This is a genomic window from Mangrovimonas sp. TPBH4, assembly GCF_001280505.1.
Lineage (GTDB): Bacteria > Bacteroidota > Bacteroidia > Flavobacteriales > Flavobacteriaceae > Mangrovimonas_A.
The window spans coordinates 59,701-76,840 of record NZ_LBIO01000049.1; the positions used below are offsets into that span (position 1 = coordinate 59,701).

At 37.5% G+C, this 17,140-nt stretch carries 31 protein-coding genes; all 31 read right to left on the reverse strand.

Annotation, left to right across the window (positions count from 1 at the left end; translation table 11 throughout):
• Positions 1-56: 56 nt before the first annotated feature.
• The 31 genes from ZA05_RS09250 to fusA all read right to left on the reverse strand — a co-directional run bounded on the left by ZA05_RS09250 (position 57) and on the right by fusA (position 17,135).
• Positions 57-755 (reverse strand): hypothetical protein, encoded by a 699-nt coding sequence (locus tag ZA05_RS09250; protein WP_053991417.1) that lies wholly within the window; start codon positions 753-755, stop codon positions 57-59.
• A 99-nt stretch (positions 756-854) separates the two neighbouring features.
• Positions 855-1,337 carry a 50S ribosomal protein L17 gene (rplQ, locus tag ZA05_RS09255; protein ID WP_053991418.1) on the reverse strand — a complete coding sequence of 161 codons (483 nt, stop codon included), beginning with the start codon at positions 1,335-1,337 and terminating at the stop codon, positions 855-857.
• A gap of 69 nt (positions 1,338-1,406) precedes the next feature.
• Positions 1,407-2,399, reverse strand: coding sequence for a DNA-directed RNA polymerase subunit alpha (locus ZA05_RS09260; protein ID WP_053975721.1), 993 nt, complete (start codon positions 2,397-2,399; stop codon positions 1,407-1,409).
• 23 nt (positions 2,400-2,422) lie between these two features.
• Positions 2,423-3,028, reverse strand: coding sequence for a 30S ribosomal protein S4 (gene rpsD, locus ZA05_RS09265; protein WP_053991419.1), 606 nt, complete (start codon positions 3,026-3,028; stop codon positions 2,423-2,425).
• A gap of 175 nt (positions 3,029-3,203) precedes the next feature.
• Positions 3,204-3,593 carry a 30S ribosomal protein S11 gene (rpsK, locus tag ZA05_RS09270; protein ID WP_053991420.1) on the reverse strand — a complete coding sequence of 130 codons (390 nt, stop codon included), beginning with the start codon at positions 3,591-3,593 and terminating at the stop codon, positions 3,204-3,206.
• A gap of 11 nt (positions 3,594-3,604) precedes the next feature.
• The gene (rpsM, locus tag ZA05_RS09275; protein ID WP_053991421.1) at positions 3,605-3,979 is read right to left on the reverse strand and encodes a 30S ribosomal protein S13; all 375 of its coding nucleotides are present in this window, start codon (positions 3,977-3,979) and stop codon (positions 3,605-3,607) included.
• Between the two features lie 2 nt (positions 3,980-3,981).
• Positions 3,982-4,098: a type B 50S ribosomal protein L36 gene (ykgO, locus tag ZA05_RS18030; protein WP_008269159.1), complete on the reverse strand. Its 117-nt coding sequence runs from the start codon at positions 4,096-4,098 to the stop codon at positions 3,982-3,984.
• Positions 4,099-4,102: 4 nt separating this feature from the next.
• Entirely contained in the window at positions 4,103-4,318 is a 216-nt protein-coding gene (infA, locus tag ZA05_RS09280) for a translation initiation factor IF-1 (protein ID WP_026753784.1), read from the reverse strand.
• Positions 4,319-4,330: 12 nt separating this feature from the next.
• A complete protein-coding gene (secY, locus tag ZA05_RS09285; protein ID WP_053991422.1) occupies positions 4,331-5,674 on the reverse strand; it encodes a preprotein translocase subunit SecY in 1,344 nt (447 codons plus the stop codon).
• Positions 5,675-5,687: 13 nt separating this feature from the next.
• Positions 5,688-6,140, reverse strand: a complete 453-nt coding sequence (gene rplO / locus ZA05_RS09290) for a 50S ribosomal protein L15 (RefSeq protein WP_053991423.1) — start codon at positions 6,138-6,140, stop codon at positions 5,688-5,690.
• A gap of 12 nt (positions 6,141-6,152) precedes the next feature.
• On the reverse strand, positions 6,153-6,335 hold the full coding sequence (gene rpmD / locus ZA05_RS09295) for a 50S ribosomal protein L30 (RefSeq protein WP_053991424.1): 183 nt from the start codon (positions 6,333-6,335) through the stop codon (positions 6,153-6,155).
• An 11-nt stretch (positions 6,336-6,346) separates the two neighbouring features.
• Positions 6,347-6,871: a 30S ribosomal protein S5 gene (rpsE, locus tag ZA05_RS09300; RefSeq protein WP_053991425.1), complete on the reverse strand. Its 525-nt coding sequence runs from the start codon at positions 6,869-6,871 to the stop codon at positions 6,347-6,349.
• Positions 6,872-6,877: 6 nt separating this feature from the next.
• The gene (rplR, locus tag ZA05_RS09305) at positions 6,878-7,234 is read right to left on the reverse strand and encodes a 50S ribosomal protein L18 (protein ID WP_053991426.1); all 357 of its coding nucleotides are present in this window, start codon (positions 7,232-7,234) and stop codon (positions 6,878-6,880) included.
• A gap of 10 nt (positions 7,235-7,244) precedes the next feature.
• Positions 7,245-7,787: a 50S ribosomal protein L6 gene (gene rplF, locus ZA05_RS09310; protein WP_053991427.1), complete on the reverse strand. Its 543-nt coding sequence runs from the start codon at positions 7,785-7,787 to the stop codon at positions 7,245-7,247.
• Between the two features lie 19 nt (positions 7,788-7,806).
• Positions 7,807-8,205, reverse strand: coding sequence for a 30S ribosomal protein S8 (gene rpsH / locus ZA05_RS09315; protein ID WP_053991428.1), 399 nt, complete (start codon positions 8,203-8,205; stop codon positions 7,807-7,809).
• 74 nt (positions 8,206-8,279) lie between these two features.
• On the reverse strand, positions 8,280-8,549 hold the full coding sequence (gene rpsN, locus ZA05_RS09320; RefSeq protein ID WP_053975732.1) for a 30S ribosomal protein S14: 270 nt from the start codon (positions 8,547-8,549) through the stop codon (positions 8,280-8,282).
• A gap of 3 nt (positions 8,550-8,552) precedes the next feature.
• Entirely contained in the window at positions 8,553-9,104 is a 552-nt protein-coding gene (gene rplE / locus ZA05_RS09325; RefSeq protein ID WP_053991429.1) for a 50S ribosomal protein L5, read from the reverse strand.
• Positions 9,105-9,109: 5 nt separating this feature from the next.
• On the reverse strand, positions 9,110-9,421 hold the full coding sequence (rplX, locus tag ZA05_RS09330) for a 50S ribosomal protein L24 (protein ID WP_053991430.1): 312 nt from the start codon (positions 9,419-9,421) through the stop codon (positions 9,110-9,112).
• A gap of 13 nt (positions 9,422-9,434) precedes the next feature.
• Positions 9,435-9,803: a 50S ribosomal protein L14 gene (gene rplN, locus ZA05_RS09335; protein WP_053975735.1), complete on the reverse strand. Its 369-nt coding sequence runs from the start codon at positions 9,801-9,803 to the stop codon at positions 9,435-9,437.
• 2 nt (positions 9,804-9,805) lie between these two features.
• Positions 9,806-10,063 (reverse strand): 30S ribosomal protein S17, encoded by a 258-nt coding sequence (gene rpsQ, locus ZA05_RS09340; RefSeq protein ID WP_053991431.1) that lies wholly within the window; start codon positions 10,061-10,063, stop codon positions 9,806-9,808.
• 17 nt (positions 10,064-10,080) lie between these two features.
• Entirely contained in the window at positions 10,081-10,272 is a 192-nt protein-coding gene (gene rpmC / locus ZA05_RS18035) for a 50S ribosomal protein L29 (protein WP_053975737.1), read from the reverse strand.
• Between the two features lie 13 nt (positions 10,273-10,285).
• Complete coding sequence (gene rplP, locus ZA05_RS09345; protein WP_053991432.1) at positions 10,286-10,711, reverse strand: 50S ribosomal protein L16; 426 nt, start codon at positions 10,709-10,711, stop codon at positions 10,286-10,288.
• Positions 10,712-10,729: 18 nt separating this feature from the next.
• Positions 10,730-11,443, reverse strand: coding sequence for a 30S ribosomal protein S3 (gene rpsC, locus ZA05_RS09350; protein ID WP_053991433.1), 714 nt, complete (start codon positions 11,441-11,443; stop codon positions 10,730-10,732).
• Between the two features lie 9 nt (positions 11,444-11,452).
• On the reverse strand, positions 11,453-11,863 hold the full coding sequence (gene rplV / locus ZA05_RS09355) for a 50S ribosomal protein L22 (RefSeq protein WP_053975740.1): 411 nt from the start codon (positions 11,861-11,863) through the stop codon (positions 11,453-11,455).
• 8 nt (positions 11,864-11,871) lie between these two features.
• The gene (rpsS, locus tag ZA05_RS09360) at positions 11,872-12,150 is read right to left on the reverse strand and encodes a 30S ribosomal protein S19 (RefSeq protein ID WP_053975741.1); all 279 of its coding nucleotides are present in this window, start codon (positions 12,148-12,150) and stop codon (positions 11,872-11,874) included.
• Positions 12,151-12,156: 6 nt separating this feature from the next.
• The gene (gene rplB / locus ZA05_RS09365; RefSeq protein ID WP_053975742.1) at positions 12,157-12,984 is read right to left on the reverse strand and encodes a 50S ribosomal protein L2; all 828 of its coding nucleotides are present in this window, start codon (positions 12,982-12,984) and stop codon (positions 12,157-12,159) included.
• A 10-nt stretch (positions 12,985-12,994) separates the two neighbouring features.
• On the reverse strand, positions 12,995-13,285 hold the full coding sequence (gene rplW, locus ZA05_RS09370; protein ID WP_053991434.1) for a 50S ribosomal protein L23: 291 nt from the start codon (positions 13,283-13,285) through the stop codon (positions 12,995-12,997).
• An 8-nt stretch (positions 13,286-13,293) separates the two neighbouring features.
• The gene (rplD, locus tag ZA05_RS09375) at positions 13,294-13,923 is read right to left on the reverse strand and encodes a 50S ribosomal protein L4 (protein WP_053991435.1); all 630 of its coding nucleotides are present in this window, start codon (positions 13,921-13,923) and stop codon (positions 13,294-13,296) included.
• The gene (gene rplC / locus ZA05_RS09380; RefSeq protein WP_053991436.1) at positions 13,923-14,540 is read right to left on the reverse strand and encodes a 50S ribosomal protein L3; all 618 of its coding nucleotides are present in this window, start codon (positions 14,538-14,540) and stop codon (positions 13,923-13,925) included. Before rplC ends, rplD begins: the two co-directional genes overlap by 1 nt.
• A gap of 148 nt (positions 14,541-14,688) precedes the next feature.
• Positions 14,689-14,994 carry a 30S ribosomal protein S10 gene (rpsJ, locus tag ZA05_RS09385; RefSeq protein ID WP_007650482.1) on the reverse strand — a complete coding sequence of 102 codons (306 nt, stop codon included), beginning with the start codon at positions 14,992-14,994 and terminating at the stop codon, positions 14,689-14,691.
• Between the two features lie 11 nt (positions 14,995-15,005).
• A complete protein-coding gene (gene fusA, locus ZA05_RS09390; protein WP_053991437.1) occupies positions 15,006-17,135 on the reverse strand; it encodes an elongation factor G in 2,130 nt (709 codons plus the stop codon).
• Positions 17,136-17,140: the final 5 nt, after the last annotated feature.

Sequence of the window (17,140 nt, forward strand, 5' to 3'; positions counted from 1 at the left end):
AAGTTTTGCAAATTTCCACAAAAAAAAGGACAAACTAAAATGTTAGCGTGTATATTTTAAATTGACAAGGATTTATAGTAAGTTAAAATTTTGCAAACGTCGGAGTCATTGTTGTAATGAAGATTGTTATTCTTTACATAGTTCTTGATTTCGTCTCCTTTGGCCCCCACTAAATCTAATACGGTACTCTTCTTAAGTTTTATTGGTTTTAAAACTTCTTGTTCCTTTGTTTTAATAAAGTAATCTTCATGTTTCACATATTCATCAGGCTTAGTCTTTTGTTGGGTCATGGGGTTAAACGTTCCTTCCTTAATACTTACAGAATATTGTTTTAGCAACATAAATTCACCTGTATCGGCTACAGTTTGATAAAAAGCTTTTTCCTTTGTATTAGGTTTATAATGTTGTGCCAGTTCGACATCATAAATCTTAACCTTCAAAATCTTTTGAGGATTAATAACCAAAACAGAATCCTCTGAGAATTTAGCTTCCAATTGGTCCTTATCGATATTATAATTAAGATTGGATATTTGATATGAAGTTTCCTCCATATAAACCGTTGAAATATTAACCCAACTGTTGAACAAGTAAACACTTCCTTCAATATTAGAATTTTTAGAGCCCGTAGAAACCCAAATACTTCCTCCCTGGGAGAGGTCTCTCCTTAAATCGTTGCTTGTTTGGCCTGTACTAAAGTTTTGTGCAATACCTAAATTACATAATAGTAATATAAACACTAGCTGAATGGTTTTCATAATAAGTTGGTTTTAAGTTTAATCAGTTTAAATATGGCCCAAAAAAAAGGGATAAACAAATTGTTTATCCCTTTTGAACTTAAAATACAAACGTATTTTTTATTCTTCTTCCTCGTTTGAAGTTTTAGTTTCAGCAGCAGCCGGTGCAGGAGCAGCAGCCTTAGATCCACCTCTTCTACTTCTACGGGTAGTTTTCTTTTCTGGTTTCCCAGCGTTGTAGATTTCATTGTAATCAACCAACTCGATCATTGCCATATCAGCGTTATCACCAAGACGGTTACCCAACTTAATAATTCTTGTGTATCCTCCTGGACGATCTCCAATTTTGGCAGCAACATCTCTAAACAACTCAGCAACCGCTTCTTTTTGTCTTAAACGAGCCATAACAATACGTCTGTTGTGCGTAGTGTCTTCTTTTGATTTTGTAATCAAAGGCTCAACAAATTGCTTTAAAGCTTTAGCTTTAGCAACAGTGGTGTTGATACGCTTGTGCTCGATTAAAGAACAAGCCATATTGGCCAACATTGCTTTTCTGTGAGCTGTCTTTCTTCCTAAATGATTAAATTTCTTTCCGTGTCTCATGACATTTGATGTTAACCTTCATCTTGCTCAACCCATGATTGGGGAGCAAACTATGAAGGAATTTGTTTGTTAGTCTTTATCTAATTTGTATTTGCTCAAGTCCATTCCGAAACTCAATCCCTTAACAATTACAAGTTCTTCCAACTCTGTTAAGGACTTTTTACCGAAGTTTCTGAATTTCATCAAATCGTTCTTATTAAAAGAAACCAAATCTCCCAATGTATCAACTTCAGCTGCTTTCAAACAGTTCAATGCTCTTACAGAAAGGTCCATGTCAACCAATTTGGTTTTCAATAACTGTCTCATGTGAAGTGATTCTTCATCATAAGTTTCTGTTTGTGCAATCTCATCCGCCTCAAGGGTAATGCGCTCGTCAGAGAACAACATGAAGTGGTGAATTAGGATTTTAGCAGCTTCTGTTAAAGCATCTTTTGGGTGTATTGATCCATCTGTGATAATTTCGAAAACCAATTTCTCATAATCGGTTTTTTGCTCTACACGATAGTTTTCAATACTATACTTCACATTTTTTATTGGCGTATAAATTGAATCGGTAAATATAGTACCAATTGGAGCAGAAGCTTTTTTGTTTTCCTCAGCAGGTACATATCCTCTACCTTTTTCAATAGTAATTTCCATGTTGATGTTCACCTTAGGATCCAAGTTGCAGATCACAAGATCTTTGTTCAATACTTGGAAACCGGAAATGAACTTTTGAAAATCACCTGCTGTGATTTGCTCTTGTCCAGAAATAGAAATAGAAACAGACTCGTTATCGATTTCATCAATTTGGCGCTTGAAGCGAACCTGCTTTAAGTTCAAAATAATTTCTGTAACATCTTCCACTACTCCCGCGATGGTAGAGAACTCGTGATCTACGGTTTCTATTTTCACAGATGTAATGGCAAATCCTTCCAAAGAAGATAATAACACTCGTCTTAAAGCGTTACCTACTGTCAATCCATATCCTGGTTCTAAAGGTCTAAATTCGAATTTACCTTCAAAATCAGTAGAATCAATCATGATTACTTTGTCAGGCTTCTGAAAATTTAATATTGCCATATTGTGTGTTTTGTTTCTAGTTATTATTTAGAGTATAATTCGACGATGAATTGCTCGTTGATATTTTCTGGAATTTGCACTCTTGCAGGTACTGAAACATAAGTACCTTGCTTGGTTTCGCTATTCCAAGTAATCCACTCATAAACTTCACTAGAATTAGCCAATGAATTTAGAATGGTTTCTAAAGATTTTGATTTTTCTCTTACTGCTACAACATCACCAGCTTTCAATTGGTAAGAAGGAACGTTTACAATTTCTCCGTTTACAGTAATGTGTCTGTGAGAAACCAATTGTCTAGCGCCACTACGAGAAGGGGCAATACCCATTCTGTAAACTACGTTGTCAAGTCTAGACTCACAAAGTTGTAACAATACTTCACCTGTAATACCAGGGGCAGCAGTTGCTCTTTTAAACATGTTTCTGAATTGCTTTTCCAAAATACCATAAGTGTATTTTGCTTTTTGCTTTTCCATCAATTGGATCGCGTATTCAGATTTTTTACCACGACGCTTGTTTACACCGTGTTGACCTGGAGGATAGTTTCTTTTTTCAAAAGCCTTGTCATCTCCATAGATAGCTTCACCGAATTTACGGGCTATCTTAGTTTTAGGACCAGTATATCTTGCCATTTGTTAAAATTAATTTTGGGAGTGTTTATGAATTAAGGTCTTATTCTTATCCTTCGATAAACAGTTTATCTCCCGTTAATACTTGTTTATAAATTTTTCAGCTTGCAAATTTAACAGAAATAATTAATATCAATTGTAAAAACAATTGATATTAATTATAAAATTTCTGAATAAATTAAACTCTTCTTCTTTTTGGAGGTCTACATCCATTGTGTGGTAGTGGAGTAACATCGATAATTTCTGATACTTCAATACCTGAGTTATGGATAGATCTAATAGCAGATTCTCTACCGTTACCAGGTCCTTTTACATAAACCTTCACTTTTTTCAAACCTGCTTCTTTAGCTACACCTGCAGCATCCTCTGCAGCCAATTGCGCAGCATATGGCGTGTTCTTTTTAGAACCACGGAATCCCATTTTACCGGCAGATGACCATGCTATAACATCTCCTTTTTTGTTAGTCAAAGAGATGATGATATTGTTGAAAGAGGCTGCAATATGTGCTTCTCCAATAGAGTCAACAATTACTTTACGCTTTTTAGTTTTAGTATTTGACTTTGCCATGTTACTAATTATTATTTAGTTGCCTTTTTCTTGTTTGCAACTGTTTTTCTTCTACCTTTTCTTGTTCTAGAGTTGTTTTTAGTACGTTGACCTCTTAATGGAAGTCCCGCTCTATGACGAATACCTCTGTAACATCCAATGTCCATTAAACGCTTAATGTTCAATTGAGTTTCAGAACGAAGTTCACCTTCAATAGTAAAGGCTGCAACAGCGTCACGGATGCTTCCGATTTGATCATCTGTCCAGTCTTGTACTTTTGTGCTCTCGTCAACTTTAGCCGTTGCTAAAATTTCTTTCGCTCTACTTCTACCTATTCCATAGATATAAGTTAAAGAGATAACTCCTCTTTTCTGTTTTGGTATGTCTACACCTGCAATTCTTGCCATAATTACCCTTGTCTTTGTTTGAATCTAGGATTCTTTTTGTTAATCACGTAAAGTCTACCTTTTCTGCGCACTAGTTTACAGTCTGCGCTTCTTTTTTTAACTGATGCTCTTACTTTCATCGTATTAGTATCTATAAGTTATTCTAGCCTTAGTTAAATCGTAAGGACTCATTTCTAATTTTACTTTGTCTCCTGGTAATAGTTTGATATAGTGCATACGCATTTTACCAGAAATATGCGCAGTCACAATATGACCATTCTCCAATTCAACTCTAAACATTGCGTTAGACAATGCTTCGATAATTGATCCGTCTTGTTCTATTGCTGCCTGTTTTGCCATAGTATAATATTTTTAAGCTACTGCTTTTCTATTTTTACCGGTTTTCATCAAGCCATCATAGTGTTTGTTCAACAAGTAAGAATTTACCTGTTGCATGGTATCTATTGCAACTCCTACCATAATTAGTAATGATGTCCCTCCAAAAAATAAGGCCCAACCTGCCTGTACATCCATAAGCTTCACAATGATGGCTGGGAACACAGCTATCAAAGCCAAGAATATAGAACCAGGTAAGGTAATTTGCGACATTATCTTATCCAAATATTCTGAAGTTTCTGATCCAGGACGAATCCCTGGAATAAAACCACCACTACGCTTTAAATCGTCTGCCATTTTGTTTGTTGGAACAGTAATAGCAGTATAAAAATATGTAAATACAATGATCAATACTGCAAATACCACGTTATACCAAAATCCGAAGATATCAGAAAACTGGGTTTGCATCCATGTACCTACCGCTCCAGAACCAAATGATTTTCCAATTAAACTTGGCACGAACATAATAGCCTGTGCAAAGATGATTGGCATTACACCTGAAGCATTCAATTTTAAAGGTAAAAATTGTCTGGAACCAAAAACATTCTTTTCGTATCCACCAGTAGCGGTACGTCTAGCATACTCAACAGCAACTTTACGCACACCCATAACTAACATGATAGATCCTAAAATGATCAACAACCAAATTACAAGCTCGATCAAAATCATGATCAAACCACCGTTTGATTGTGTTACCCTTGCAGCATATTCCTGCAAGAAGTTTTGTGGTAACTTAGCAATAATACCTACCATAATCAATAATGAAATACCATTACCAATTCCTTTGTCGGTGATTTTTTCACCCAACCACATTGCGAAAACAGTTCCTGTAACCAAAATGATTATTGATGAAAAATAGAACATCCCTCCTGTACCCAATAAAAAGGCTTCTTGAGGAATACCCAAAGTAGGTAAACTTGCCAAATATCCAGGTGCTTGAACCAAACAGATACCAATGGTCAACCAACGGGTGATCTGATTGATTTTCTTACGTCCACTTTCTCCTTCCTTTTGTAGTTTTTGAAGATAAGGAATTGCAATTCCCATCAACTGCACTACAATGGAAGCAGAGATATATGGCATAATACCCAATGCAAAAACAGAGGCATTAGCAAATGCTCCTCCGGTAAATGCATTTAATAATCCAAGTAGTCCGTCATCAGTACTGTCTGCCAAACCTCCTAATTGAGAAGCATCAATACCCGGCAATACTACTTGTGCACCAAAACGATAAACCAAAAGCAGGCCGAGCGTAAGCACGATCCTGTCTTTTAGTTCCGTTATTTTCCAAACATTTTTTAAAGTGTCTATAAATTTCATACTCTAATTGGTCTTATAAAGTTACGGCTTCTCCACCTGCAGCTTCAATTGCAGCTTTTGCTGAAGCAGTAAATTTATGAGCAGATACTTTTAGTTTAGATTTCAATTCTCCACGACCTAGGATTTTCACCAAATCGTTTTTACCAGCCAAACGCAGTTCAACCAATGTATTAAAATCAACAGTATCCTTCACTTTCTTATCATCAACCAACTGTTGTAATGTATCTAGGTTTACACCTTGGTACTCTACACGGTTAATATTAGTAAATCCAAATTTAGGTACACGTCTTTGAAGTGGCATCTGCCCACCTTCAAAACCAACTTTCTTAGAATATCCAGAGCGAGACTTAGCTCCTTTGTGACCACGTGTAGCGGTACCACCTTTACCAGAACCTTGTCCTCTACCTACTCTCTTACCTTGATTTTTAACTGAGCCTTCAGCTGGTTTTAAATTACTTAAGTCCATTTCTATGCTGTATTATTTTGTTTCCTCAACAGAAACTAAATGTTTAACTTTATTCACCATACCAACGATGTTTGGAGTGGCATCATGTTCTACAACCTGACCGATTTTCTTCAAACCTAAAGCTTCCAAAGTTCTTTTTTGGTTTTGCGTACGGTTGATTGCGCTTTTTACTTTTGTTACTCTAATTTTAGCCATCGTCCTATAAATTAACCGTTAAATACTTTTTCAAGAGAAATTCCTCTATCCCTAGCAACAGATTCTGCGCTTCTCAATTGTAACAAAGCATCGAAAGTTGCTTTTACAACGTTGTGTGGGTTAGAAGATCCTTGAGATTTAGACAATACATCATGTACTCCAACTGCTTCCAAAACTGTTCTCACAGCTCCACCAGCAATTACCCCGGTACCAGGAGCTGCAGGAATAATGTTTACTCTAGCACCACCATATTTACCTTTTTGTTCGTGAGGTAAAGTTCCTTTGATGATTGGAATTTTCACCAAGTTCTTCTTAGCATCTTCTACAGCTTTCGCGATAGCAGTAGCAACGTCCTTAGACTTCCCTAAACCGTGTCCTACTACACCAGCTTCATCTCCAACTACTACGATAGCTGAAAAACCGAATGCTCTACCTCCTTTTGTTACTTTAGTAACCCTTTGTACACCAACTAAACGATCTTTAAGATCTAATCCACCTGGTTTTACCAATTCTGCGTTTTTATATTTTTGATACATAATTTCTTAGAATTTTAGTCCTGCTTCTCTAGCACCTTCTGCCAATGATTTAACTCTTCCGTGATATTTATATCCTCCTCTATCAAAAGAAATAGTATCAACACCTGCCTTAAGGGCCTTTTCTGCGATTGCTTTACCTACCAAGGCAGCAATTTCAGTTTTGTTCCCTGTTGCAGCGCTAATGTCTTTATCTCTTGAAGATGCAGAACTGATAGTTGTACCAGTTACATCGTTTATAAGTTGAGCATAAATTTCTTTATTGCTTCTATACACAGCCAATCGTGGTCTAGCTTCAGTTCCTGAAACTATTTTACGGATTCTGCTTTTTATTCTTAGTCTTCTCTGATTCTTTGTTAATGCCATAACTTAACTATTAAGCTGATTTACCTGCTTTTCTTCTTAATTCTTCACCAACAAACTTGATACCTTTTCCTTTGTAAGGTTCTGGTTTTCTGAAACTACGGATCTTCGCAGCTACTTGTCCTACCAACTGTTTGTCGTGAGAGGTTAATTTAACGATTGGATTCTTTCCTTTTTCAGATATGGTCTCAACTTTAACTTCAGGAGCTAAATCTAATATAATATTATGAGAAAAACCTAATGCTAAATCCAATTTTTGCCCTTGGTTAGATGCTCTATAACCAACACCTACCAACTCTAGTTCCTTGGTCCATCCTTCAGATACACCCTTAATCATATTGTTAATCAAGGCTCTATAAAGTCCGTGTTTTGCTCTTACGTCCTTTTTATCTGAGGCACGCTCAACGATAACGTTTCCTTCTTCTACTTTAATTTCTACACCAGAAAATTCTTGAGTTAATTCACCTAATTTACCTTTTACAGTAATTACATTGTCTTTAACTTCAACTGTAACTCCTCCTGGGATAGCTACTGGGTTTTTACCTATTCTTGACATGTCTTTTCTGTTTTATAAATTAGTAAACGTAACACAATAATTCTCCACCAACGTTTTGTTGTTGCGCTTGCTTTCCGGTTAACACCCCGTGAGATGTAGACACAATTGCAATTCCAAGACCATTAAGGATTCTTGGCATTTCATTGGAGCTTGCATATTTACGTAAACCTGGTTTACTGATTCTTTGAATCTTCTTGATTACAGGCTCTTTTGTTTCTTTGTTGTACTTAAGGGCAATTTTAATAGTCCCTTGTACTGAAGAATCATCAAACTTGTAACTTAAAATATATCCTTGGTCGAATAATATTTTAGTAATTTCTTTTTTCAGATTGGATGCTGGAATCTCAACCACTCTGTGGTTGGCTTTCACGGCATTTCTAATTCTTGTTAGATAATCTGCGATAGGATCTGTATACATCTATATTAATTTTCGGTTTTGGTTTTCGGAGCCGATTTTCGGCTCCGAACTTCAAACCAGTTTATAATTATTTTTTACCAGCTAGCTTTTTTCACTCCTGGAATAAGTCCTTTATTTGCCATTTCACGCAACATTACACGTGAAATTCCAAATGTACGAACATACCCTTTTGGTCTTCCTGTAAGTTTACATCTATTGTGCATACGTACCGGAGAAGCATTTTTAGGCAACTTCTGTAATGCTTCGTAATCTCCAGCTTCTTTTAAAGCTTTACGTTTCTCAGCATACTTAGCTACTGTTTTTGCTCTTTTTACCTCACGGGCTTTCATTGATTCTTTAGCCATATCTTAATTCTTTTGAAAAGGTAATCCTAATTCAGTTAATAACGAATGTGCTTCCTTATCAGTCTCTGCAGACGTTACAAAGGTAATGTCCATTCCTGATATTTTGTTGATTTTGTCAATATCAATTTCTGGGAAAATGATTTGCTCGGTAATACCTAAGTTGTAGTTACCTCTACCATCAAATCCAGTAGCTTTGATACCACCAAAATCTCTTACACGTGGTAAAGCCGAAGTAATCAAACGATCTAAGAATTCGTACATTCTCTCTCCTCTCAAGGTTACGCGGGCACCAATTGGCATTCCTTTACGTAATTTGAAAGATGCTACGTCCTTTTTAGAAAGGGTAGCTACGGCCTTTTGTCCAGAGATCTTAGTTAATTCTTCAACTGCATGATCGATTAATTTCTTATCGGCAACCGCAGCCCCAACTCCTCTAGATAAGATGATCTTTTCTAGTTTAGGAACCTGCATTACGTTTTGATAACCGAATTCTTCTGTAAGAGCTGAAACGATTCTGTCTCTGTACTCTTGTTTTAATCTTGGAGTATAAGTCATAACTACTATATTACTTCATTAGATTTTTTGGCAAATCTTACTTTTTTATCACCTTCCATTTTGTACCCTACTCTAGTAGTTTCTCCTTTAGAATTCATCAAAGACAAATTTGAGATATGGATTGGTGCTTCTTTCTCTACGATACCACCTTGAGGATTTTGTGCGCTTGGCTTTGTGTGCTTCTTCACAATGTTTACTCCTTCTACGATGGCCTTGTTCTTATCTACAAATACTTTAAGTACTTTACCTTCCGATCCTTTGTTGTCTCCGGCAATTACTTTTACGGTATCTCCTGATTTTATTTTAAGCTTTGTCATCTTGGTTTAGTCATTAAAGCACTTCAGGTGCCAATGATACAATTTTCATGAATTGTTTATCACGAAGTTCTCTAGCAACAGGTCCAAATACACGTGTACCTCTCATCTCACCTTGAGCATTCAAAAGCACACAAGCGTTGTCGTCGAATCTAATATAAGATCCGTCTGGGCGTCTTACTTCTTTTACGGTACGTACAACAACGGCAGTAGAAACTGCACCTTTTTTTACGTTTCCGTTAGGAGTTGCATCTTTTACAGAAACAACAATTTTATCTCCAATAGAAGCATATCGCTTCTTAGTACCACCTAGAACACGTATTGTCAATACTTCTTTTGCTCCAGTGTTATCGGCTACTTTTAATCTTGATTCTTGTTGTACCATAATTACTTCGCTCTTTCAATTATTTCTACTAATCTCCAACATTTGGATTTACTCATAGGTCGTGTTTCCATGATCTTTACAGTATCTCCAATGTTACAGTCGTTTGTTTCATCGTGTGCAACGTATTTTTTCGTTTTCAACACGAATTTTCCATACATAGGGTGTTTTACTTTCTTAACCTCAGAAACCACAATGGATTTCTGCATTTTGTTACTTGTAACAACTCCTATACGTTCTTTTCTTAAGTTTCTTTTTTCCATCTTTCAGCAGAATACAGTTATTGTAGTTCTCTTTTAGTTAATTCAGTCTCAATTCTTGCTATTGAACGTCTTACAGAACGCAATTGAATTGGATTTTCTAAAGGAGATATTGCATGAGCCATTTTCAGGTCTGCATAACTCTTTTTGGTCACACCAAGTTGTTCTTGTAACTCGGCTGTAGATAGCTGTTTAATTTCTGATTGCTTCATAATACATTCATTCTTATTGAGCTTCGTCGTAGTCTCGAGCTATAATAAACTTAGTTTTAACTGGAAGTTTTTGAGCTGCCAAACGTAACGCTTCTTTTGCGATTTCTAATGGCACACCTGTAACTTCAAATAATACTCTACCTGGTTTAACAACAGCAGCCCAGTATTCAACAGCACCTTTACCTTTACCCATACGTACTTCAAGAGGCTTCTTTGTGATAGGCTTGTCTGGAAAAATTTTAATCCAAAGTTGCCCTTCTCTTTTCATATAACGAGTTGCAGCAATACGAGCAGCTTCGATTTGACGCGCAGTAATAAATTGAGAGTCAAGTGATTTTATACCAAACATTCCATTTGAAAGTACATGCCCTCTTCCGGCATTTCCTTTCATGCGACCTTTCTGTTGCTTACGAAACTTTGTTTTCTTTGGTTGTAACATCTTCTTTTACTTTTTAAATTACTTTCTTCGTCGAGATTTGTTATTACCTCCACGTCCTCCTTTTCCTTGCTTTTTGGATAAACCAACTAGCGGAGAAAGTTCTCTTTTACCATATACCTCACCTTTCATGATCCATACTTTAACTCCCAATCTACCGTAAGTAGTGTGGGCTTCAACCAAAGCATAGTCAATATCGGCTCTAAATGTAGATAATGGAATACGACCTTCCTTGTAGTGCTCAGAACGCGCCATCTCAGCTCCGTTCAAACGTCCACTGATCTGTACTTTAATTCCTTCTGCATTCATACGCATCGCAGCCGCGATAGCCATTTTAATTGCACGTCTGTAAGAGATACGGTTCTCAATTTGACGGGCAATACTTGATGCTACCAAATATGCGTCAAGTTCTGGTCTCTTTATTTCAAAGATGTTTAATTGAACTTCCTTGTTTGTAATCTTTTTAAGCTCTTCTTTCAACTTGTCTACCTCTTGACCACCTTTACCGATAATGATACCAGGTCTGGCAGTAGTGATAGTAACGGTTACAAGTTTAAGCGTACGCTCAATAATTACTCTAGACACACTAGCTTTAGATAAACGAGCGTGAACATATTTTCTAATCTTATCGTCTTCAGCAAGCTTGTCTCCATAGTCATTGCCTCCGTACCAGTTAGACTCCCATCCTCTGATGATTCCTAAGCGATTTCCGATTGGATTTGTTTTTTGTCCCATATCTCTATCTTAGCTTTGTGTATTGTTATTTAATGCTCCAATCACAACTGTTACGTGGTTAGAACGTTTTCTAATTCTGTGTGCTCGACCTTGAGGCGCTGGACGCAATCTTTTCAACATTGTTCCACCGTCTACTCTGATCTCTTTTACAAATAAGTTAGCTTCTTCGATGTTAGCATCTTCGTTCTTAGCTTGCCAGTTAGCGATTGCTGAAAGTACAAGTTTCTCTAAACGACGTGATGCCTCTTTCGAGCTAAATCTAAGGATCTGAAGAGCTTTTTCAGCTTTTTGACCTCTTACCAAATCAGCTACTAAACGCATTTTTCTTGGTGAGGTAGGACAGTTGTTCAATTTTGCAAACGCAATTTGCTTTCTGTCTTCTTTCATAGCCTCTGCCATCTGTTTTTTACGACTTCCCATAGCTCTTCTTATTTTTTACCTTTATTTTTTGCACCTGCATGCCCTCTAAAAGAACGTGTTGGTGAAAATTCTCCTAATTTATGACCTACCATGTTTTCTGTTACGTAAACTGGTACAAACTGACGACCGTTGTGCACTGCAATAGTTTGTCCTACGAAGTCTGGAGTAATCATAGAAGCTCTAGACCAAGTTTTGATAACTGTCTTCTTGCCAGACTCAACATTTTGTTGAACTTTTCTATCTAATTTATAATGAACGTAAGGTCCTTTTTTTAATGATCTTGCCATGTCCTATTATTTCTTTCTACGTTCTACAATATATTTATTACTCGCTTTTGTTTTAGAACGGGTTCTGTAACCTTTAGCAGGTAAACCTTTTCTAGAACGTGGGTGTCCTCCAGATGAACGACCTTCACCACCACCCATTGGGTGATCAACAGGGTTCATTACTACGGCTCTTGTTCTTGGTCTTCTACCCAACCATCTGCTTCTACCTGCTTTACCAGATACGATCAACTGGTGGTCTGAGTTAGAAACGGCTCCAATAGTTGCCATACAAGTTACAAGTACCAATCTGGTTTCACCTGATGGTAATTTAACGGTAGCAAATTTACCGTCTCTTGCCATCAATTGAGCAAATGCCCCTGCACTACGAGCCATAACAGCCCCTTGTCCTGGGTGCAACTCAATACATGAAATAATAGTACCTAAAGGTATTTCGCTTAAAGGCATTGCGTTTCCAATTTCTGGAGCTACTCCTGAGGCACCAGATACAACGTTTTGTCCAACCTGTAAACCATTTTGGGCAATGATGTATCTCTTTTCACCATCTTGGTAGTTCAACAACGCGATAAAAGCTGTTCTGTTTGGATCGTACTCGATAGTTTTAACCTCGGCAGGGATTCCTGCTTTGTTTCTTTTGAAATCGATGATACGATACTTCTTTTTGTGACCACCACCAATGTAGCGCATGGTCATTTTTCCTTGACTGTTTCTACCACCAGATCTTTTTTTCGGAGCAAGCAAGCTTTTCTCCGGCTTATCAGTAGTAATGGCGTCAAATCCATTAACTACTCTAAAACGCTGAGCTGATGTAATCGGTTTTAATTTTCTTACTGACATTTTCGTCTAATTACATGTTACTGTATAAATCAATAGTCTCACCTTCCGCCAGTTGTACAAATGCCTTTTTAATAGCATTTGTTTTACCATGTTGAATACCTGTTTTTGTATAACGGGTTCTTCTATCTGGACGGACATTTATAGTACGAACTTTTTCAACAGAAACGCCATAAGCAGCTTCTACTGCTTTTTTAATTTCTACCTTGTTCGCCTTTGTGCTCACTTCAAAGCTAAAGCAGTTGTTCAACTCACCCTGAGTTGTTGCTTTTTCGGTGATAATAGGTTTAATTAAGATACTCATGACTTTCCTTATTTACTTAAATTCGTTTCAATTCCCTCTAGAGCCCCCTCTAAAAGGACTACTTTATTTGCATTCAAAATTTTATAAGTATTTAATTCTGAAGCAGTTACAACTTCAGACCCTTTAAAATTGCGCGATGACAAATATACATTATTATTTGACGCTCCCAACACAAACAAAGATTTTTTGTCTTGAATATCAAGGGCTTTCAATACCGCTGTGAAGTTCTTGGTTTTTGGAGTGTCAAAATTAAAGTCTTCCAAAACTACGATTGACTTGTCATTTGCCTTAATGCTCAAGGCAGATTTACGTGCCAAACGCTTAAGGTTTTTGTTCAATTTGATTCCGTAGTTTCTAGGTCTTGGACCAAACATACGTCCACCACCTTTAAATACTCCAGACTTGATACTTCCCGCACGGGCTGTACCAGTTCCTTTCTGCTTTTTAATCTTACGAGTACTTCCAGAAATTTCAGCTCTTTCCTTAGCCTTGTGCGTACCTTGACGTTGGTTAGCCAAATATTGCTTCACGTCTAAGTATACAGCATGATTGTTAGGCTCTATAGCAAACACATCCTTAGAAAGCTCTGCTTGTCTACCTGTGTCTTTTCCGTTTATATCTAAAACTGCTACTTTCATTATTTCTCAATGATTACATAAGAGTTTTTGTGCCCAGGAACACATCCTTTAACAACAAGAAGGTTCTTTTCTGGAACTACTTTGTAAACTCTTAAATTTTCAACTTTCACTTTTTCACCGCCCATTCTTCCGGCCATCTTCATTCCTTTGAATACTCTCGCAGGATAAGAAGCTGCACCAATAGAACCAGGAGCTCTTAAACGGTTGTGTTGACCATGCGTAGCTTGACCAACTCCACCAAACCCATGACGTTTTACAACACCTTGGAATCCTTTACCTTTAGATGTACCAGCAATATCCACAAACTCACCCTCTACGAAGTGCTCTACTGTGATTGCATCACCTAATTTGTAATCTCCTTCAAACCCTTGGAATTCAACGACTTTTTTCTTAACAGAAGTACCAGCTTTTTTGGCGTGACCAAGCTCTGCTTTTGTAGCACTTTTTTCTGTCTTGTCATCGAAACCAAGTTGAAGAGCATTATACCCGTCAACCTCTTCGGTTCTGACTTGGGTAACGATACATGGTCCAGCTTCGATTACTGTACATGGAATGTTTTTTCCATTTTCATCAAAAATGCTGGTCATACCGATCTTTTTTCCTATTAACCCAGACATATTTATTAATTATTAAATTGATTACTATTTTGTTTTAAAAAATTCAGGGTCAAAAATACGTTTCAACCCTGAATTGTACTTTTTCCGTTTTTCCTTTGCTCGAAGCTCCGGACATGTGATCAAGAACTTAAATTCTTGATGTGCTTACTTACACCTTGATCTCTACTTCAACTCCACTTGGCAATTCAAGTTTCATTAAAGCGTCGATTGTTTTAGAAGATGAAGAGTAGATATCCAACAATCTCTTGTAAGAGCTTAATTGGAACTGCTCTCTAGACTTCTTGTTTACGTGTGGTGAACGTAATACAGTGAAAATCTTTTTGTGAGTTGGTAATGGAATTGGACCCGTTACCACAGCACCTGTACTTTTTACTGTTTTTACAATCTTGTCAGCTGACTTGTCAACCAAGTTGTGATCGTAAGACTTTAATTTTATTCTGATTTTTTGACTCATTTTCTTAAGATTTAAGCTTCAACTCCTTTTGCTGCCTTAATCACTTCTTCTGCAATGTTCGAAGGAGTTTCAGCGTAATGTGAAAATTCCATAGTAGAGGTTGCTCTACCAGAAGACAAAGTACGTAAAGACGTTACATAACCAAACATTTCAGATAATGGTACGTGCGCTTTTACAACTTTAGATCCTGCTCTATCGCTCATGTCGTTAACCTGTCCACGACGACGGTTAAGGTCACCTACGATATCACCCATGTTTTCTTCTGGAGTTAACACTTCCAATTTCATGATAGGCTCCATGATTACGGCTTTAGCAGCTTTAGCAGCAGCTTTGAAACCAAGTTTAGCAGCCAATTCGAATGATAACTGGTCAGAATCCACATCGTGGTAAGATCCATCTGTCAAGGTAACTTTCATAGCGTCTACTTCGTAACCCGCCAATGGACCGTTTACCATTGCCATCTTAAATCCTTTCTCAATTGAAGGGATAAATTCTTTTGGTACGTTACCACCTTTGATCTCAGAAACGAACTCAAGACCAACTTTACCTTCTTCTGCAGGCTCAAGGGTAAATACGATATCTGCGAATTTACCACGTCCACCAGATTGTTTCTTGTAAACTTCTCTGTGCTGTGCAGTTTGAGTAATAGCCTCTTTGTACTCTACTTGAGGTTGTCCTTGGTTAACTTCAACCTTGAACTCACGCTTCAAACGGTCAACAATAATATCTAAGTGAAGCTCTCCCATTCCAGAAATAATAGTCTGTCCTGAAGCCTCATCAGTTCTTGCAGTAAATGTTGGATCTTCTTCTGCCAATTTAGCCAAGGCCATACCTAACTTATCAACGTCAGCTTTAGTCTTAGGCTCAACAGCGATACCGATTACTGGGTCTGGGAAGTCCATACTTTCCAATACGATTGGCGCTTTTTCGTCAGAAAGGGTATCTCCTGTTTTGATATCCTTAAATCCTACTGCTGCTCCAATATCTCCAGCTTCGATGAAGTCGATCGCATTTTGCTTGTTAGAGTGCATTTGGTAGATACGAGAGATACGCTCTTTCTTACCAGAACGGTTGTTCATTACGTAAGAACCAGCATCCAATCTACCAGAATAAGCACGGAAGAATGCCAAACGACCTACGAAAGGATCGGTAGCAATCTTAAATGCCAAAGCAGCAAACGGTGCATCTACATCTGGCTTACGAGTTACAGTTTCACCTGTATTTGGATCTGTACCTTCAATAGCATCCTTATCTACCGGTGAAGGCAAATAACGACAAACAGCGTCCAATAAGAACTGTACTCCTTTATTCTTGAAAGAAGAACCACAAATCATAGGAATGATCGCTCTGTCCATTACAGCAGCTCTCAATGCAGCGTGCACTTCATCTTCAGTAATAGAATCTTCATCTTCCATGAATTTCTCAAGAAGGTTCTCGTCATAACCAGCTACCTCCTCGATCAATAAAGCTCTGTATTTCTTCACCTCTTCTTGCATGTCTGCAGGAATATCAACAACGTCGAAAGTAGATCCGAAGTTATCATCGTGCCATACAATAGCTCTATTCTTTACAAGGTCTACAATACCTTTAAAGTCTGCTTCGTCACCAATGTTCAATACAATTGGCACAGCATTAGACCCCAACATATCTTTTACTTGTTGACATACAGCCAAAAAGTTAGATCCTTGACGGTCCATTTTGTTAACGAAACCAATTCTAGGTACTTTATAGTTGTCTGCAAGTCTCCAGTTAGTTTCAGATTGTGGCTCAACACCATCAACCGCACTAAACAAGAATACCAATCCGTCCAATACACGTAAAGAACGGTTTACCTCTACTGTAAAATCAACGTGACCAGGAGTATCAATAATATTAAAGTGATATCCTTTAGCATCGGCTGTAGGCTTTCCTTGCTCAGTTGGGAACTGCCAAGTACAAGTAGTTGCAGCAGAAGTAATGGTGATACCTCTTTCCTGCTCTTGCTCCATCCAGTCCATTGTAGCTGCACCATCGTGCACCTCACCAATCTTGTGGGAAACTCCAGTATAAAAAAGAATACGCTCAGTTGTTGTTGTTTTACCAGCATCAATGTGAGCCGCAATTCCTATGTTTCTTGTATATTTTAAATCTCTTTGTGCCATTTTTA